This is a genomic window from Paracoccus sp. TD-10, from assembly GCF_048270675.1.
In the GTDB taxonomy this organism is placed as follows: domain Bacteria; phylum Pseudomonadota; class Alphaproteobacteria; order Rhodobacterales; family Rhodobacteraceae; genus Paracoccus; species Paracoccus pantotrophus.
The window spans coordinates 18,156-35,411 of sequence record NZ_CP182419.1 but is presented as its reverse complement, the minus strand read 5'-3'; the positions used below and the strand labels follow the sequence as shown (position 1 = coordinate 35,411).

Genomic DNA, 17,256 nt, shown 5'->3' with positions numbered 1-17,256 from the left:
ATCCGATGACCGACGCTTTCATCTGCGATTATATCCGCACGCCGATCGGCCGCTATGGCGGGGCGCTGGCCCCGCTGCGCACCGACGATCTGGCCGCGCTGCCGCTGGCGGCGCTTCTGGCGCGCAATCCGGGCCTCGACCCGGCGGCGGTGGAGGAGGTCTGGCTGGGCTGCGCCAACCAGGCCGGCGAGGACAATCGCAACGTCGCGCGCATGGCGCTATTGCTGGCGGGCCTGCCGGAAACCGTGCCGGGGGTGACGGTGAACCGCCTCTGCGGCTCGGGGCTCGAGGCCGTCGCGGCTGCCGCCCGCGCGATCCAGTCGGGCGACATGGATCTGGCCATCGCCGGGGGCGTCGAAAGCATGACCCGCGCGCCTTTCGTGCTGCCCAAGGCGCCGGGTGCCTGGAGCCGCGCGCACGAAATCCATGACACCACCATCGGATGGCGCTTCGTCAATCCGCGGATGCAGGCGCAATACGGCACCGACTCCATGCCCGAGACTGCGCAGAACCTGGCCGACGATCACGCGATCAGCCGCGAGGATCAGGACGCCTTCGCCCTGCGCTCGCAGCAGAAAGCCGCTGCGGCGCAGGCGAGCGGCCGGCTGGCGCAGGAAATCCTGCCGGTGACCGTTGCGCTCGGGCGCGGCAAGACGGCCGAAGTGACTCAGGACGAACACCCCCGCGCCACCACGCTTGAGGATCTGACCCGCTTGAAGCCGATCACCCGGCCTGACGGGTCGGTCACTGCCGGCAACGCCAGCGGCGTGAACGATGGTGCGGCGGCGTTGATCGTGGCGTCGGAGGTGGCGGTGAAGCGCCACGGCCTGACGCCACGCGCGCGCGTCGTGGGTGGCGCCTCGGCCGGTGTCGCGCCACGCGTGATGGGCTACGGCCCGGTGCCTGCGGTGCGCAAGCTGCTGGAAAAGGCCGGGATCGGCATCGAGGCGGTGGCGCTGATCGAGCTGAACGAGGCCTTCGCAGCGCAGGCGCTGGCCGTTACCCGTAGCCTGGGCCTTGCGGACGACGACCCCCGCGTGAACCCCAATGGCGGCGCCATCGCGCTTGGCCATCCGCTGGGCATGTCGGGCGCCCGCATCGCCGGTTCCGCCGCCTTCGATCTGTCGCAGGGCACCGGCCGCCACGCCCTTGTCACGATGTGCATCGGCGTCGGCCAGGGCTCGGCACTGCTTCTCGAACGTGTTTGATTCCCGGAGGATTTCTGATGACCGATAGACCGAAACCCAGCCCGAAGGACGTCCCTGAACTGTCGCGTTTCGACTGGGAGGACGCCCTCCGGCTGGATGGGCAGCTGACGGAGGACGAGCGGGCGATCCGCGATGCCGCCCGGGTCTATGCGCAGGAAAAGCTGCAGCCGCGTGTGATCGAAGCTTTCGCGAAAGAGGAAACCGACCCCGAAATCTTCCGTGAAATGGGCGCGATGGGCCTGTTGGGCGTCACCATCCCCGAGGAATATGGCGGCATCGGCGCGAACTACGTCAGCTACGGCCTGATCGCGCGCGAGGTTGAGCGGGTCGATAGCGGCTATCGCAGCATGATGTCGGTGCAGGCCTCTCTGGTGATGTATCCGATCTATGCCTACGGATCCGAGGAACAGCGCCGCAAATATCTTCCCAAACTGGCTTCGGGCGAGTTCATCGGCTGCTTCGGCTTGACGGAGCCCGATGCGGGATCCGACCCCGCCGGGATGAAGACCACGGCGAAGAAGACCGCGGCTGGCTATGTTCTCAACGGCACGAAGATGTGGATCTCGAACAGCCCCATCGCCGATGTCTTCGTGGTCTGGGCTAGGTCCGAGGCGCATGGCGGCAAGATCCGCGGCTTTGTGCTGGACAAGGGAACCAGGGGCCTGTCGGCGCCCAAGATCGGCGGCAAGCTAAGCCTGCGCGCCTCGATCACCGGCGAGATCGTGATGGACGGTGTGGAGGTGGGCGAGGACGCGCTTCTGCCACATGTCGAGGGGCTGAAGGGTCCGTTCGGCTGCCTTAACCGCGCCCGCTACGGCATTTCCTGGGGGGTGCTGGGCGCAGCCGAGTTCTGTTTCCATGCCGCGCGACAATATGGCCTCGACCGCAAGCAGTTCGGCAAGCCCTTGGCGAACACGCAGATCTACCAACTCAAGCTGGCAAATATGCTGACCGAGATCAGCCTGGGCCTTCAGGCTTCCTTGCAGGTGGGGCGCCTGCTCGACGTTGCGAATGCCGCGCCCGAGATGATCTCCGTCGTCAAGCGCAACAACTGCGGCAAGGCGCTGGAGATCGCGCGGGTTGCCCGCGACATGCATGGCGGCAATGGGATTTCCGAGGAATTCCAGGTGATCCGGCACATGGTCAATCTGGAAACCGTCAACACCTACGAAGGCACCCATGACGTGCATGCCCTGATCCTGGGCCGCGCGATCACCGGGCTGCAGGCGTTCTATTGAGGAGCATCCGATGAAGATCCTCGTGCCAGTGAAGCGGGTGATCGACTACAACGTGAAGGCGCGGGTTCGCGCGGATGGCACGGGTGTCGATCTGGCGAATGTGAAGATGTCGATGAACCCGTTCGACGAGATCGCGGTGGAGGAGGCGATCCGTCTGAAGGAGGCCGGCCAGGCCGAGGAGATCATCGCCGTCAGCATCGGCGTGAAGCAGGCGGCCGAGACGCTGCGCACCGCGCTGGCGATGGGCGCCGACCGGGCCATTCTCGTCACCGCCGCCGATGACGTGCATCAGGACATCGAGCCCTTGGCGGTGGCGAAGATCCTGGCCAAGGTCGCCGAAGCCGAGGGCACCGAGCTGGTCATCGCCGGCAAGCAGGCCATCGACAACGACATGAACGCCACCGGCCAGATGCTGGCGGCGATCCTGGGCTGGGCGCAGGCCACCTTCGCCAGCAAGGTCGAGATCGAAGGGGCCAAGGCCAAGGTGACGCGCGAGGTCGACGGCGGCCTCCAGACCATCGCGGTGGCGCTGCCGGCGGTGGTCACCGCCGACCTGCGGCTGAACGAGCCGCGCTATGCGAGCCTGCCGAACATCATGAAGGCCAAGAAGAAGCCCTTGGAGGAAAAGACCGCCGGTGATTACGGCGTCGACGTCGCGCCGCGTCTCGAGGTGGTCTCGGTGCGCGAGCCCGAGGGCCGCAAGGCCGGCATCAAGGTCGGCTCGGTGGACGAGCTGCTGGGCAAGCTGAAAGAAGCGGGGGTGATCTGATGGCTGTTCTGCTGCTTGGGGAAGTGACGAACGGGGTGCTGAACCGCGATGCGACGGCGAAGGCGGTGAATGCCGTCAAGGCCTTGGGCGATGTCACGGTGCTCTGCGCCGGCGCGCAGGCCAAGGCGGCGGCCGCGGAGGCCGCGACGATCGCCGGCGTCGCCAGGGTGCTGGTGGCGGAAGCGCCGCTCTACGGCCACCGCCTGGCCGAGCCGACCGCGGCGCTGATCCTGGGCCTGGCCGGCGATTACGACCACATCGCCGCGCCGGCGACCACGGACGCCAAGAACGTGATGCCGCGGGTTGCGGCGCTTCTCGACGTGATGGTGCTGTCGGATGTCTCGGCCATCCTCGACGCGAACACGTTCGAGCGGCCGATCTATGCCGGCAACGCCATCCAGGTGGTGAAGTCGCGGGACGCGAAGAAGGTCTTCACCATCCGCACGGCGAGCTTCGACGCGGCGGGGATCGGCGGCAACGCCCCGGTCACCGAGGCCGCGCTGGCCGCCGATCCCGGCCTGTCCTCCTGGGTGGCCGACGAGGTGGCCGAGAGCGACCGTCCCGAGCTGACCTCGGCGAAACGCGTGGTCTCGGGCGGCCGCGGCCTCGGCTCGAAGGAGAGCTTCGCGATCATCGAAGAGCTGGCCGACAAGCTCGGCGCCGCGGTGGGCGCCTCCCGCGCGGCGGTGGACAGCGGCTATGCCCCGAACGACTGGCAGGTCGGCCAGACCGGCAAGGTGGTCGCCCCCGAGCTCTATGTCGCGGTGGGCATCTCGGGCGCGATCCAGCACCTGGCGGGGATGAAGGACAGCAAGGTGATCGTGGCGATCAACAAGGACGAGGAGGCGCCGATCTTCCAGATCGCCGATTACGGCCTGGTGGGCGACCTGTTCTCCGTGGTGCCCGAACTCACCGGCAAGCTCTGAGCGCTTTCACCGTTTCCGCAAATACCCCGGGGGGAGCGACCCCGCGGCCCCATCGAGGGGCCACGGGGCCGCGGGGGGCAGAGCCCCCGGACCCTGCGCACCGCAACCACCATCAGCCAGCCAAGGGGGCCGAGCCATGTCCGAAATTGAACGCGAGTCGATGGATTACGACGTGGTGATCGTCGGCGGCGGCCCGAGCGGGCTGTCGGCGGCGATCCGGCTCAAGCAGCTGAACCCCGCGCTTTCCGTGGTGCTGCTGGAGAAGGGCTCGGAGATCGGCGCGCATATCCTCTCGGGCGCGGTGCTCGACACTTCGGGCCTCGACCGGCTGATCCCGGACTGGAAGGACCGGGGTGCCCCGGTCAGCACCGAGGTGAAGGAGGACAACTTCTACATCCTCGGCCCGCATGGCCAGGTCCGGGTGCCGAACTGGCCGATGCCGCCGCTGATGTCGAACCACGGCAAATACATCGTCTCGATGGGCAATGTCTGCCGCTGGCTCGCCGCTGAGGCCGAGGCGCTGGAGGTCGAGATCTTCCCCGGCATGGCCTGCTCGCAACTGGTCTATGAGGGCGAGCGCGTCGTCGGCGTCGTCGCCGGCGAGATGGGCCTCAACGCCGACGGCACCCCCGGCCCGGCCTACGAGCCCGGCATGGAACTGCGCGGCAAATACGTGCTGATCTGCGAAGGCGTGCGCGGCAGCCTCGCCAAGGAACTCATCGCGAAATACGACCTCTCGGCCGGCCACGAGCCGCAGAAATTCGGCCTCGGGATGAAGGAGATCTGGGAGATCGAGCCCTCCAAGGCCAAGCCCGGCACGGTGACGCATACGATGGGCTGGCCCTTGGGCAAGAATGCCGGCGGCGGCAGCTTCATCTATCACCTTGAGGGCAACCAGGTGCTGGTCGGCTTCGTCGTGCACCTGAACTATGCCAACCCGTATCTCTATCCCTACATGGAGTTCCAGCGCTTCAAGCATCACCCGCTGGTCGCGGAGCTGCTCGAAGGCGGCAAGCGCGTCGCCTATGGCGCCCGCGCCATCTCCGAGGGCGGCTGGCAATCGATCCCGAAGCTGACCGTGCCGGGGGCGGCGCTCTTGGGCTGCTCGGCCGGGCTGGTGAACGTGCCGCGCATCAAGGGCAACCACAACGCCATGCTCTCGGGCATCGCCGCGGCCGAGGCAGCAGCCGCCGCCATCGCCGCCGGCCGCGCGGGCGACGAGCTGACCGATTACGAGGCCGACCTGCGTTCCGGCCCCATCGCCCGCGACCTGAAGCCGGTCCGCAACGTCAAGCCGCTCTGGTCGAAGCTCGGGCTCTGGGCCAGCCTGGCGCTGGGCGGCTTCGACATGTGGGTGGCGAACCTGACCGGCTGGAACCCGCTGGGCACCTGGAAGCACGGCAAGACCGATGCCGAGGCCACTGGCAAGGCGGCGGATTTCCAGCCGATCGACTATCCGAAGCCGGACGGCAAGCTGAGCTTCGACCGGCTGACCAATGTGGCGTTCTCCTTCACCAACCACGAGGAAAGCCAGCCCTGCCACCTGAAGCTGAAGGACGCCTCGATCCCGATTTCGGTGAACCTGCCGCTTTATGCCGAGCCGGCGACGCGCTACTGCCCGGCCGGGGTCTATGAGGTGCTGGAGGGCGAGGGCGGCCCGCGCTTCCAGATCAACTTCCAGAACTGCGTGCATTGCAAGACCTGCGACATCAAGGATCCCTCCCAGAACATCAACTGGACAACCCCACAGGGCGGAGACGGGCCGAACTACCCGAATATGTAGGACAAAAGCATGGCAGCGAATTTCATCTGGTCCCGCCGCGTTGGTTTCGGCGACTGCGACCCTGCGCGCATTGCCTATACCGGCAAGATCGCCGACTTCGCGCTCGAAGCGCTGGAGGCATTCTGGGACGATCTCCTGGATGGCGAAAGCTGGTACGAAATGAATGTCGATCACGGCTACGGGATGCCTTTCGTCAAGATGGATTACGCCTTTTCGCGCCCAATCACGCCGCGCGCGCCCTTGCTGTGCCATGTCGCGCCGACGCGGATCGGGACCACATCCGTCGCTATGCATGTGCGGGGCATCCAGCAGGAACTCCCGTGTTTCGAGGCCAGTTTCATTTCGGTCTTCGTGGCCCTGGAGAAACTGGTCAAGATTGAGATCCCTGTGCATATCCGTGCTGCCCTGAACCGGCGCTATCCCGAACTGGAGAGAATGAGCCCATGTCACAGGACATGACCCCCCTGATCCGGGGCCGCGGTTCAGCCCCGGATCTTGCCGGTTTCAGAACGCCAGTCTGCAGGCCCTGCGGATGGCGATCTGGACCGGCGATGGCGGCAAGGCCGAGGCGAACTCGGTCCTTGGCAGCCAGAGAGGGTTGAGCCGGGACGCGGGGTTTTGTCCTCCGGTGCGGTTGCGCGGCATGAACCAGGAACGGATGGCATAAACAGACCGTGCCCGCCGCGGCTGTCGCAAGCGGCTCGGGTGAGTCTCGGCCAAGGCACAGACATGTGCCGACAGGGGCCGCGGCGTCGCGTCTGGCGCACCATGAGGCTGCAACGCGCGGGCGATGGCGGCGTGCGCGCCCTTCCTGATCCGGGGGCGCCTGGGGTTCTGCCATGACAAGCCTTGCACAGCGGGCAGGCAGGTCGGACGACTTGGAGCTGATCCGGTAAGGCTCCCGGCCATGGTGTTTCTGCCGGGAAGCGGTTGACAGAAGATGGCCTGAATTATAAACGAACGACCGTATTGAAATTCTGGTGGCGAATATGGGACGCAAGCGCACGATCGACCGCGACGAGTTGATGGGCGCCATCGAACGGGTGGCGCGGCGTTCGGGCATTACCGGGCTCAGCATCGACGCCGTGGCCAAGGAGGCCGGGATCAGCAAGTCCAGCGTGGTCTATGATTGCGAAAGCAAGGCCGGGCTGCTGGCTGCCTTCATCCGCCACAAGATGGCCCAGCATCAGGCGCGCTTCGTCGAGATCCGCGCCCGGCGCGAGGGCGAGCCGAACGCCCGGCTGCGCGCGCTGATCGACGAATACCGCCGCGTGCCGACCGACGAGGAGCTGGACATGGCGCTGCTCATCAGCGCCAGCATGGGCGAACATGCCGAATGCCGCGAGATCATGCGCGAAAAGCTGGCCGGCGATGCCGAGACGGTGGCGGCCCAGGCGGCCGACCGGCGGCGGATGCTGATGGCGCTGCTGACGCTGCACGGCATGGCCTTCCTGGAATATTTCGGCTTCCACCGCTTCGACCAGGAGACCCGCGATGAGATCCTTGATGAATTGATGGCGGTCGCGGAAAGCGACCCCGGCGCAGCCGGAGACTGACCCCTCCCCGAACCATTCAGCCTTCCCAGGAAAGAACCATGACCATGAGACTGTCCCCCGGCCTCTGCGCCGGGCTTGTGCTTTGCTGCCTGACGGCGGCCGCCCCGGCGGCCGCGCAGCAATTGCCGCCGCCCCAGGTCAGCGTGCAGCTGATGACGCCCGAGGCGCTGCCGGTGGTGAACGAACTGCCCGGCCGCGTGGCTGCAACCCGCACCGCCGAGGTGCGGCCCCGCGTCGGCGGCATCGTCGTCGAGCGCGTCTTTGAGCAGGGCGGCAAGGTCGAAGCCGGCGACGTGCTCTATCGCATCGACCCCGCCCCCTATGATGTGCGCGTCGCCAGCGCCGAGGGCGCGCTGGCCCGGGCCGAGGCCACGGCGCTGAACGCCGCCGACCAGGAAAAGCGCGCCCGTGCCCTGCGCGAGCGCAAGGTGACGGCGGGGGTCGATCTGGACAATGCCGCCACCGCGCTGGCCCAGGCCCAGGCGGATGTCGCCATCGCCCGCGCCGCGCTGCAGGAGGCGCAGCTGAACCGTTCCTATACCGAGGTCACGGCGCCCATCGCCGGCGTGGTCGGCCGCGCCCTTGTGACCGAGGGCGCGCTGGTCAATGCCCAGACCGACATCATGGCGACCATCCAGCAGCTCGACCCGGTCTATGTGGATTTCACCCAGTCCTCCTCGGAACTGTTCGGGCTGCGCCGGGCGCTGGCGGCGGGACAACTGGCCATGATCTCGGCCGACGAGGCGGCGGTGCGGCTGATCTTCGACGACGGCAGCGAATATGCCCATCCCGGCAAGCTGCTGTTTTCCGAGGCGAGCGTCGACAGCTCGACCGGGCAGATCACCCTGCGCGCCGAGTTCCCGAACCCCGAGGGCGAGTTGCTGCCCGGCCTCTATGTCCGGGTGCGGATCGAGCAGGCCATGCGCGACAACGCCCTGACCGTGCCGCAGATGGCGGTGCAGCGCGACCAGTCGGGCCAGGCCTATGTCTATGCGCTGAAGGATGACGAGACGGTCGAGCGCCGCGACGTGACCCTGGGCCAGACCGCCGGCAACCGCTGGCTGGTGGAAAGCGGGCTGGAGCCGGGCGACCGGGTCGTGGTGGCGGGGGCGCAGAAGCTTTACCCCGATGCCAAGGTGGTGCCGCAGCCCGTGGACGCGGCCGCCCAGCCGGCGGTGCCGGCCGGCGCAGCCGCGGCGGCCGAAGCGCCCGCATCGGCCCCGATACAGGAGTAGGGCGATGGCACGGTTCTTCATTCACCGGCCGGTGCTGGCCTGGGTGATCTCGATCTTCATCGTCATTGCCGGGGTGCTGGCGCTGCCGATGATGCCCATCGCGCAATATCCGCAGGTGGCCTGGCCGCAGATCACCATCTCGACCGCCTATACCGGCGCTGCACCGGGCGAGATCAACCGCGCCGTTGCCCAGCCCATCGAGGACGAACTGAACGGCGTCGAGGGCCTGGCCTATTACGAATCGGTCTCGGATTCCTCGGGGGCCATGTCGATCACCGCCACCTTCGAGCCGGGCACCGACATTGCCCGCGCCCAGGTCGACGTGCAGAACGCCGTGGCCCGCGTCGAGCCGCTTTTGCCGCAAAGCGTGGTCGATCAGGGCGTGCTGATCGAAGAGGCGGGCACCGGCTTCCTGATGATGGTGGCGCTGACCTCGGATGACGGCACGATGGACGACATCGCGCTGGGCGATTACCTGAACCGCAACGTGGTGGGCGAGATCCGCCGCATCGAGGGCGTGGGCCGGGCGCAGGTCTTTGCCCCGGAACGGGCGCTGCGCATCTGGGTCGATCCGGCCAAGATGACCGGGCTGAACCTCAGCTCGGCCGAGATCGTCGCGGCGGTGCGGGCGCAGAACGCGCAGGTGGCGGCCGGCAAGGTCGGCGCCGACCCCAATCCCATCGGCCAGCAGCTGACCGCGACCGTGCTGATCAAGGGGCAGCTGGACGACGTGGACGAGTTCGGCAAGATCGTGCTGCGCGCCAATCCCGACGGCTCGACCGTGCTCTTGCGCGACGTGGCCCGGCTGGAGGTGGGCGCGGAAACCTACAGCTTCGCCTCGCGCATCGACGGCAAGCCGGCGGCGGCGCTGGGGATCCAGCTTTCGGCCACCGGCAACGCGCTGAACACCTCGGAAGCGGTGCACCAGAAGATGGAGGAGCTGTCGCGGTTCTTCCCCGACGGCGTCAGCTATACCATCCCCTATGACACCACCCCCTTCGTCGAGGCATCCATCGAGAAGGTGCTGCACACGCTGGTCGAGGCGGTGGCGCTGGTCTTCGTGGTGATGTTCCTGTTCCTGCAGAATTTCCGCTATACCATCATCCCGACCATCGTCGTGCCCATTGCGCTGATGGGGACGGTGGCGGTCATGCTGGCGGCGGGATTCTCGATCAACGTGCTGACCATGTTCGCCATGGTGCTGGCCATCGGCATCCTGGTCGATGACGCCATCGTGGTGATCGAGAACGTCGAGCGCATCATGGCGACCGAAGGGCTGCCGCCGCGCGAGGCGACGGAAAAGGCCATGGGCCAGATCTCGGGCGCCATCATCGGCATCACGCTGGTCCTGGCGGCGGTCTTCGTGCCGATGGCGTTCTTTCCCGGCTCGTCGGGCATCATCTATCGGCAATTCGCGCTGACCATGGTGGTGTCGATCCTGTTCTCGGCCTTCCTGGCGCTGACGCTGACCCCGGCGCTTTGCGCGAGTTTCCTGAAGCCGATCAGCGGCCATCACGAAAGGAAGGGCTTCTTCGGCTGGTTCAACCGCAATTTCGACCGGCTGACCGAGCGTTATACCCGCGCGGTCGGGCTGGTCACGCGGCGGCGGCTGGTGATGATGGGGTTCTATCTGGTGCTGGTCGCGGCCACGGCCATGGGCTTCCTGCGCCTGCCGACCAGTTTCCTGCCGAACGAGGATCAGGGCTTCATCATCGCCGACATCCAGACGCCCGCCACGGCCAGTTCCAACCGCACCGACGAGGTGCTGGCCACCGCGACGCAGATGTTCCAGGGCAACGAGGCGGTCGAGAATACCGTCGCGATCCGCGGCTTCAGCTTTTCGGGGCAGGGGCCCAATGCCGGGCTGATGTTCGTCACCTTCAAGGACTGGGCCGAGCGCGAGCAATCGGCGCAGGATATCGCCAATGCCGCGAACATGCAGATGTTCGGCTACCAGGACGCGCAGGCCTTCGCGCTGTCGCCGCCGCCGATCCCCGGCTTCGGCGCCACCGGCGGCTTCAGCTTCCGCCTGCAGGACCGCGGCGGGCAGGGGCAGGAGGCGCTGCTGGCCGCCGCCCAGCAGATCATCGCCAAGGCGCAGGAAAACGGCATCGCCACCGGGCTGCGCATCGAGGGGTTGCCCTCGGCCGCGCAGGTCTTCGTCACCATCGACCGCGAAAAGGCCAATGCCTTCGGCGTGACCTTCGCCGACATCTCGGCGACGATCTCGCAATACCTGGGTTCGGCCTATATCAACGACTTCCCCAATGCCGGGAAGATGCAGCGCGTGGTCATGCAGGCCGAGGACGACTCGCGCATGCAGGCCGAAGACATCCTGAAGCTGACCGTGCGCAATGCGGGTGGCGGCATGGTGCCGTTTTCCTCCTTTGCCAGCGTGACATGGGAGCAGGGGCCATCGCAGGTCGTGGGCTATAACGGCTATCCCGCGATCCGCATCGCCGGCGCGGCCGGGCTAGGCTACAGTTCCGGTGCCGCCATGGCCGAGATGGAGCGGCTGGCGGCGGAACTGCCGCAGGGCTTCGGCTATGAATGGACCGGGCAGTCGCTGGAGGAGATCCAGGCCGGGTCGCAGGCGACGCTGCTTTACGCGATGAGCATCCTCTTCGTCTTCCTGCTGCTTTCGGGGCTTTACGAAAGCTGGTCGATCCCGCTGTCCGTGATGCTGGTGGTGCCGCTGGGCGTGCTGGGCTGCGTCGTCGCGGTCATGCTGCGCGACATGCCCAACGACATCTATTTCAAGGTCGGCCTGATCGCGATCATCGGGCTATCGGCCAAGAACGCCATCCTGATCGTGGAATTTGCCAAGGATCTGCGCCAGCAGGGGCAAAGCCTGATCGACGCGGCGGTGACGGCGGCCAAGCTGCGCTTCCGGCCGATCCTGATGACCTCGCTTGCCTTCACGCTGGGCGTGGTGCCCTTGGCCATCGCCACCGGCCCCTCGGCGGCCAGCCAGAACGCCATCGGCACCGGGGTCATCGGCGGCATGGTTGCGGCCACGGTGCTGGCGGTGTTCTTCGTGCCGGTGTTCTTCGTCTTCGTGCTGGGCCTGTTCAGCCGGGCGACCGGCGGCCGCAAGCCCGCGCCGATCCGCGGCGATACGGCCGCTTGAGTCGCGTCGCAGCCCATGGCAGGGGCGGTGGATAACCGTCCCTGCCGTTCCTTTCGCGCCCGGAATCCGGGCCACCCAACAGAGAGTTTCGGATGACCCAGACCTTGCCTTTCTCCCGCCGCGGCCTCTTGGGCGGGCTCGTCTCCAGCCTTGCGCTGGCCGCCTGCAACCCGGTCCGCTATGCCGCGCCCCGTGCCGAACTGGCGGCCGAGTTCGCCGCCAATTCCCCGGCCCGTCGTGCCGCGGCGAATGCCTGGTGGGCGGCCTTCCGCGACAAGCGGCTGGACGCGCTGATCGCCGCCGGGCTCAAGCGCAACCTGGACGTGCAGACCGCCGTCGCCACCATCCGCGAGGCCCAGGCCAATGCCCGGCTGGTCGGGGCCAGCGACCTGCCGCAGGTCGATGCGCAGGGCTCGGCCGCGCGCAGCCGCGATGAGCGCGGCGTCTTCGAAAGCGACTCGGCCACGCTGGGCGTGTCCTGGCTGGTCGACCTGTTCGGCTCGACCCGCGCGGCGCGGCAGGGCGCCTCGGCCCGGCTGGACGCGGCCTATCTTTCGGCCGAGGTGGCGCGGCTGACCGTGGCCAGCGCCATCGCCTCGGCTTATGTCGATGCGCGCTATTACCAGGAGGCGCTGGCGCTGACCCGGCAAAGCCTGGAAAGCCGGCGCCGCACGCTGGAGATGACCCGCACCCAGGACGCCTTCGGCAGCGTCTCGCGGCTGGAGGTGTTGCAGGCCGAGCAATTGGTGGCGCAGGCCGAGGCGGCGCTGCCCGGCCTGGAGGTCGGTTTCGACCAGTCGGTGAACCGGCTGGCCACGCTGACGGCCGGGCGCAGCGCCGATCTGGCGGCCGAGCTGCGCCGGGGCGGCGGCCAGCCGCGCGCCCGCTACAGCGCCAGCGTCGGCGTGCCGGCCGATGTGGTGCGCGTGCGCCCCGACGTGCGCATGGCCGAGCGCAACCTGGCCGCCGCCGCCGCCGATGTCGGCGAGGCACGGGCGGCCTTCTATCCGCGGCTGACGCTGTCGGGTTCGATCACGCCGACCAATGGCAAAAGCTGGAGCTTCGGGCCGCAGATCTCGCTGCCGCTGTTCTCGGGCGGGGCGAACCAGGCCCGGCTTTCGGCCGCCGAGGCACGGGCCGAGCAGGCGCGGCTGGCCTGGCAGGCCGCGGTGCTGGGCGCGGTCGAGGAGGTCGAGAACGCCCTGGCCGGCTATAACCGCGACGCGCGCGCCGTCGCCGCGCAATCGCGGCTGGTCGAGAACGCGCGCGAGACGGTGAACCTGACCCGCAGCTCCTATGAGCTGGGCGAGGCGGATTTCTTCCCGGTGCTGGATGCCGAGCGCAGCCTGCTGTCGGCCCGCCAGGAACTGGCCGCCGCCATCCGCCAGCAGGCGCTGAATTTCGTGGCGCTGAGCGCGGCCGCGGCCGGCGGGGTCGGCCTGCCGGCGGCCTGAGGCCATGCGTCCCGTTGGCCAGGCCAGGATCGGTCGCGGCGCCCGCGGCAAGCGGGTGCCGATGCCGTTCTGCCGCGGCGGACGGAAGCTTGCTTACGCAGTTGCTTAAGATGCCCTAACATTCAGGGCATGGTGCGCGAACTCAACCTGTCCTCGATGGTCCATTTCGAAGCGGTCGCCCGGCTGGGCGGGGTCATGCGCGCGGCCGAGGAGTTGCAGATATCGGCCTCGGCGGTCAGCCAGCAGATCAAGCTGCTGGAGCAGAACCTGGGCGTGAAGCTGTTTCACCGCGAAAGGCGCCATCTGCGGCTGACCATCGACGGCGAGCGCCTGTTCCAGACCGCCACGCAGGCCTTCCAGTCCATCCGCGAGGTGCGGGCCGCCATCGTCCGGCAGCGGGAAACCCACAATCTTTCGATCCGGGTCAGCCCGTCCTTCGGCGTGCGCTGGCTGGCGCCCCGGCTTGCCGATTTCTGCAAGCGGCACCCGGAATGGGATGTCCGCGTCGATGCGACGCCCAATTTCACCGAATTCGACACCGAGGTCGTCGATATGGACCTGCGCTATGGCGAGGGCGACTGGGAAGGGCTGCATACCGCCTGCATCGTGCATGATTTCGTCTTTCCCATGTGCGCGCCCGCCTATCTGGAGGAATTGCGCCAACGCTCGGACGACCCGCGCGAACAATTGCGCCATGCAAGGCTGATCGACAGCGTCAAGGCCTATTACCGCTGGGATTACTGGCTGCCGCGCCACGGCGTGCAGGGCGCCTCGATGTCCTATCCCTGCCGCTTCGACCGCTCCAGCATGTCGGTGCAGATGGCCATGGACGGCGGCGGGGTGATCCTCGACAGCATGACCCTGGCCTTCGAGGAATTGCGGCGCGGCGATCTGGTGCCCTTCTCGACCGCGTTCGAGGTGATCGAGTTTCCGGGATACTGGATCGTCTGCCCGCATCGCCATGTGGGGCGCCGGGCGGTGCGGCTGTTCTCGGACTGGGTCAAGGACAGGGGCCGCCAGCATATGCGCGAGGCGCGGGCCTGGCTGGAGGAACGCGGGCACCGGACCCGCTTCGAGCGCCGGGCGGCCTTCGTCACGTCCGAGGAGCGATGAGGGAATGCCGGGCGATGACGCCCGGCATTCCCGGTTTCCGGCCGCTCAGTAGATCGTCAGGGCCGGGATGAAGGTAAAGGCCAGCAGCAGTATCAGGGCCACCAGATAGAAGGGCAGCAGCGCCCTGGTGGTCTGGCCGATCCCCGTCCGCGCAATGGCCATCGAGATGAACAGCGTCGTCCCGACCGGCGGCGTGTAAAGCCCTATCGACAGGTTGATCACCATCATCAGCCCCAGCTGCACCGGATCGAGCCCGATCGTGTTGCCGATGGTCACGAACAGCGGCGCCAGCAGCAGCACCGCGGCGGGCAGGTCCAGGAACATGCCGACGACCAGCATCACCAGGTTCAGCGCGATCAGCACCATCCAGGGCTGCGTCAGTTGGGCCGAGACGAAGCCGGCCAGGTTCTGCGGCACCTGCTCGGCGGTCAGGATCCACTGGATCGTGCCCGAGGCCATGATGATCAGCATCACTGCGCCGGTCATCATGCCGGTATCGACCAGGGCATTCCAGATCAGCCGGGGCGTCACGTCGCGATAGAAGAAGATGCCGATCAGCAGCGCATAGGCGACGGCCATGACGCTGACCTCGGTGGGCGTGGCGATGCCGAAGCGCAGGGTGCCGATGATGAAGATCGGCATCAGAAGCGCCGGCAGGGCGAAGACGATCTGGCTTCTGAAGGCGCGGAGCCCGCCGGGCAGCGGCGCGGCGGGCAGGCCCCGACGCTTGGCGATATACCAGACCATGCCCATCATCCCGCAAGCCAGCAGCAGGCCCGGCAGGATGCCGGCGACGAACAGGTCCACGATCGAGACATTCGCCACCAGCCCGTAGAGGATCAGCGGGATCGAGGGCGGGATCAGCACCGAGATGGTCGAGGACGAGGCGTTGATGGCCGCCGCGAAAGGCGCGGGATAGCCGTCGCGCACCTGCACCGGGATCAGCGCATTGCCCATGGCCGAGGCATCGGCCACCGCCGAGCCCGAGACGCCGCCGAACATCACCGAGCCGAGGATGCTGACCTGCCCCAGCCCGCCGCGATAGCGCCCGACGATCAGCCGCGCGATATTGACCAGGTATTCGCCGAACTTGCCGTGCATCATCAGCGAGCCGGCAAGGATGAAATAGGGGATCGCCAGCATGGGAAACGCCTGCGTCGGCGCGTAAAGGCGCTGCGCGATCACCGCCAGCGGCTTGCCGTCCGCCAGCAGTGCCAGCGCGGTGCCGCCCAGCATGGCATGGGCCACCGGCACGGACAGCGCCATCAGGCCGAAGAATGCGATCACGAGAATCGGGGTCATTCCGGGCCCTCCTCAGCTCAGGCTAGAAGCGGTTTCGACATAGCGCAGCGTCCGCCCCATCAGCGCGGCGATCAGGTCGCAGGCGCAGATCACGGCGATGCCGCCGAAGCCGTAGACGAGGCTGGCATAGCCCCAAAGCTGGCTGATCCCGCCCAGGGCGCTGAGACGCTGGTATTGCGCTGCGCGGATGATCGGGAACGCGGACCAGACCACGAAGACCGAGATCAGCAGCGTCAGCACCGAAACGAGGATGAACAGCACCCTGCGGCCGCTGTCGGACAGCAGGTCCGGCAGGATGGTGATGGCGATGTTGCGGCTGTGGACGGTGGCGATCACCACCCCGCCCGCGATCATCCAGGGCAGCAGGATGGCATGGATTTCATAGGCCCAATCCAGCCCCTGGCCATAGACATAGCGCAGGACAACATTGGCCATCAGCCCCACGAAAAGCACGATCAGGGTCGCGACGCAGACCAGCCGCCCCGACATGTCCAGTGCCGCGACGATGCCGCGCAGGACGGGGGGCGCCGGGCGTCCCTCCTTTCCGGCGGTGTCGGGATGAAGCGCGCCGGTCATTTTGCGGACTCGGCGATGATCGCATCGACCAGTTCCGGGAAGCGGGCGCGATATTCGTCATAGACCCCCGCCGTCGCGTCGATGAAAGCCTGACGATCTTCGAGTTCGGTGACGATGGCGCCCTCGGCCTCCAGCTTCTGGCGGACCTCCACCTCCTGCTCTTCGGCAGTCTGCCTCTGGAACGCCGTCGCCTCGTCGGCGGAGGTCTGGACGCAATCCTGATCCTCGGGCGACAGCGACGCCCACCAGGCCATGCTGGCCAGCAGCGGCGAGGTCTCGTATTTATGGCCGGTCAGCGAGATATGTCTGGTGATCTCGTGCAGCTTGGACGAATAGATGTTCGTCAGCGGGTTCTCCTGCGCCTCGAAGACCCCCGATTGCAGCGCGGTCGGCAGTTCCGCGAAGGTCAGCGGCGCCGGGTTCGCGCCAAGCGCCTTGAAGATCGCGATGGTCATGTCGTCGGGCGGCGTGCGGATCTTGACGCCCTTGAGGTCGGCCGGCGTGGTGATCGACCGGGACAGGTGGCTGACATGGCGGATGCCGTTGTCCCAGAAGCCCAGCAGCTTCAGCCCGGCATTCTGCGCCCTTTCGTCGATCTGCGCCCTGATCTCGCCGTCGATCGCCTTCCAGGCGCTGGGCGCATCGGCGAACAGGAAGGGCAGGCCGATCACGTTCAACTCGGGCACGATCTGCGCCGTGGCGCCCTGGCTGTTGGCGGTGATCTGGATCACATTGGCCGAGGTCGAGGTCAGCGCCTCGACATCGTCGCCCATCGTCGCGGCGCCCGCCACGTTGACGGTGATGCGGCCCTGGGTGCAGGCCGACAGCTTTTCGGCGAAGAACTCGGCCGCCAGCGAGCGCGGATTGCCCGGCGGCTGCGCATGGGCCAGGATGATGGTGTCGGCGGCGGCGGCACCGGCAAAGACGGTGCTGGACAGGATTGCCCCAAGGATGGTGCAGTTCATG

General features: G+C 67.4%; 14 protein-coding genes. 11 read left to right on the top strand and 3 right to left on the bottom strand.

What is annotated here, in order from left to right:
• Positions 1–5 precede the first annotated feature (5 nt).
• From pcaF to ACNKFW_RS11005, 11 genes are all read left to right on the top strand, one after another.
• Complete coding sequence (gene pcaF, locus ACNKFW_RS11055) at positions 6–1,208, top strand: 3-oxoadipyl-CoA thiolase (RefSeq protein WP_024845479.1); 1,203 nt, start codon at positions 6–8, stop codon at positions 1,206–1,208.
• A gap of 17 nt (positions 1,209–1,225) precedes the next feature.
• Positions 1,226–2,446 carry an acyl-CoA dehydrogenase gene (locus tag ACNKFW_RS11050; protein ID WP_024845480.1) on the top strand — a complete coding sequence of 407 codons (1,221 nt, stop codon included), beginning with the start codon at positions 1,226–1,228 and terminating at the stop codon, positions 2,444–2,446.
• Positions 2,447–2,456: 10 nt separating this feature from the next.
• Complete coding sequence (locus tag ACNKFW_RS11045) at positions 2,457–3,215, top strand: electron transfer flavoprotein subunit beta/FixA family protein (protein WP_123130335.1); 759 nt, start codon at positions 2,457–2,459, stop codon at positions 3,213–3,215.
• Complete coding sequence (locus tag ACNKFW_RS11040) at positions 3,215–4,141, top strand: electron transfer flavoprotein subunit alpha/FixB family protein (RefSeq protein ID WP_418025179.1); 927 nt, start codon at positions 3,215–3,217, stop codon at positions 4,139–4,141. Before ACNKFW_RS11045 ends, ACNKFW_RS11040 begins: the two co-directional genes overlap by 1 nt.
• A gap of 136 nt (positions 4,142–4,277) precedes the next feature.
• Positions 4,278–5,924 (top strand): electron transfer flavoprotein-ubiquinone oxidoreductase, encoded by a 1,647-nt coding sequence (locus ACNKFW_RS11035; protein WP_147428688.1) that lies wholly within the window; start codon positions 4,278–4,280, stop codon positions 5,922–5,924.
• Positions 5,925–5,933: 9 nt separating this feature from the next.
• On the top strand, positions 5,934–6,383 hold the full coding sequence (locus ACNKFW_RS11030) for an acyl-CoA thioesterase (RefSeq protein WP_024845904.1): 450 nt from the start codon (positions 5,934–5,936) through the stop codon (positions 6,381–6,383).
• Positions 6,384–6,913: 530 nt separating this feature from the next.
• Positions 6,914–7,480, top strand: a complete 567-nt coding sequence (locus tag ACNKFW_RS11025) for a TetR/AcrR family transcriptional regulator (RefSeq protein WP_024845905.1) — start codon at positions 6,914–6,916, stop codon at positions 7,478–7,480.
• Between the two features lie 38 nt (positions 7,481–7,518).
• Positions 7,519–8,715, top strand: a complete 1,197-nt coding sequence (locus tag ACNKFW_RS11020) for an efflux RND transporter periplasmic adaptor subunit (protein ID WP_024845906.1) — start codon at positions 7,519–7,521, stop codon at positions 8,713–8,715.
• Positions 8,716–8,719: 4 nt separating this feature from the next.
• On the top strand, positions 8,720–11,845 hold the full coding sequence (locus ACNKFW_RS11015; RefSeq protein ID WP_147428689.1) for an efflux RND transporter permease subunit: 3,126 nt from the start codon (positions 8,720–8,722) through the stop codon (positions 11,843–11,845).
• Positions 11,846–11,937: 92 nt separating this feature from the next.
• A complete protein-coding gene (locus ACNKFW_RS11010) occupies positions 11,938–13,299 on the top strand; it encodes an efflux transporter outer membrane subunit (protein WP_024845908.1) in 1,362 nt (453 codons plus the stop codon).
• A 129-nt stretch (positions 13,300–13,428) separates the two neighbouring features.
• Complete coding sequence (locus tag ACNKFW_RS11005; protein WP_024845909.1) at positions 13,429–14,412, top strand: LysR substrate-binding domain-containing protein; 984 nt, start codon at positions 13,429–13,431, stop codon at positions 14,410–14,412.
• Positions 14,413–14,457: 45 nt separating this feature from the next.
• On the opposite strand, the gene ACNKFW_RS11000 is transcribed toward ACNKFW_RS11005, so the two are convergent.
• From ACNKFW_RS11000 to ACNKFW_RS10990, 3 genes are read right to left on the bottom strand one after another with little or no spacing between them, the layout of a single operon-like run.
• Positions 14,458–15,714: a TRAP transporter large permease gene (locus ACNKFW_RS11000; protein WP_147428690.1), complete on the bottom strand. Its 1,257-nt coding sequence runs from the start codon at positions 15,712–15,714 to the stop codon at positions 14,458–14,460.
• A 12-nt stretch (positions 15,715–15,726) separates the two neighbouring features.
• Complete coding sequence (locus ACNKFW_RS10995) at positions 15,727–16,290, bottom strand: TRAP transporter small permease (protein ID WP_024845911.1); 564 nt, start codon at positions 16,288–16,290, stop codon at positions 15,727–15,729.
• Positions 16,287–17,255: a TRAP transporter substrate-binding protein gene (locus tag ACNKFW_RS10990; protein ID WP_024845912.1), complete on the bottom strand. Its 969-nt coding sequence runs from the start codon at positions 17,253–17,255 to the stop codon at positions 16,287–16,289. The genes ACNKFW_RS10995 and ACNKFW_RS10990 overlap by 4 nt, the downstream gene beginning before the upstream one ends.
• Position 17,256: the final 1 nt, after the last annotated feature.

Coding starts and splice junctions, on each gene's coding strand:
- pcaF (WP_024845479.1), top strand. CDS start 6: ATGACCGACGCTTTCATCTGCGATTATATCCGCACGCCGATCGGCCGC.
- ACNKFW_RS11050 (WP_024845480.1), top strand. CDS start 1,226: ATGACCGATAGACCGAAACCCAGCCCGAAGGACGTCCCTGAACTGTCG.
- ACNKFW_RS11045 (WP_123130335.1), top strand. CDS start 2,457: ATGAAGATCCTCGTGCCAGTGAAGCGGGTGATCGACTACAACGTGAAG.
- ACNKFW_RS11040 (WP_418025179.1), top strand. CDS start 3,215: ATGGCTGTTCTGCTGCTTGGGGAAGTGACGAACGGGGTGCTGAACCGC.
- ACNKFW_RS11035 (WP_147428688.1), top strand. CDS start 4,278: ATGTCCGAAATTGAACGCGAGTCGATGGATTACGACGTGGTGATCGTC.
- ACNKFW_RS11030 (WP_024845904.1), top strand. CDS start 5,934: ATGGCAGCGAATTTCATCTGGTCCCGCCGCGTTGGTTTCGGCGACTGC.
- ACNKFW_RS11025 (WP_024845905.1), top strand. CDS start 6,914: ATGGGACGCAAGCGCACGATCGACCGCGACGAGTTGATGGGCGCCATC.
- ACNKFW_RS11020 (WP_024845906.1), top strand. CDS start 7,519: ATGACCATGAGACTGTCCCCCGGCCTCTGCGCCGGGCTTGTGCTTTGC.
- ACNKFW_RS11015 (WP_147428689.1), top strand. CDS start 8,720: ATGGCACGGTTCTTCATTCACCGGCCGGTGCTGGCCTGGGTGATCTCG.
- ACNKFW_RS11010 (WP_024845908.1), top strand. CDS start 11,938: ATGACCCAGACCTTGCCTTTCTCCCGCCGCGGCCTCTTGGGCGGGCTC.
- ACNKFW_RS11005 (WP_024845909.1), top strand. CDS start 13,429: ATGGTGCGCGAACTCAACCTGTCCTCGATGGTCCATTTCGAAGCGGTC.
- ACNKFW_RS11000 (WP_147428690.1), bottom strand. CDS start 15,714: ATGACCCCGATTCTCGTGATCGCATTCTTCGGCCTGATGGCGCTGTCC.
- ACNKFW_RS10995 (WP_024845911.1), bottom strand. CDS start 16,290: ATGACCGGCGCGCTTCATCCCGACACCGCCGGAAAGGAGGGACGCCCG.
- ACNKFW_RS10990 (WP_024845912.1), bottom strand. CDS start 17,255: ATGAACTGCACCATCCTTGGGGCAATCCTGTCCAGCACCGTCTTTGCC.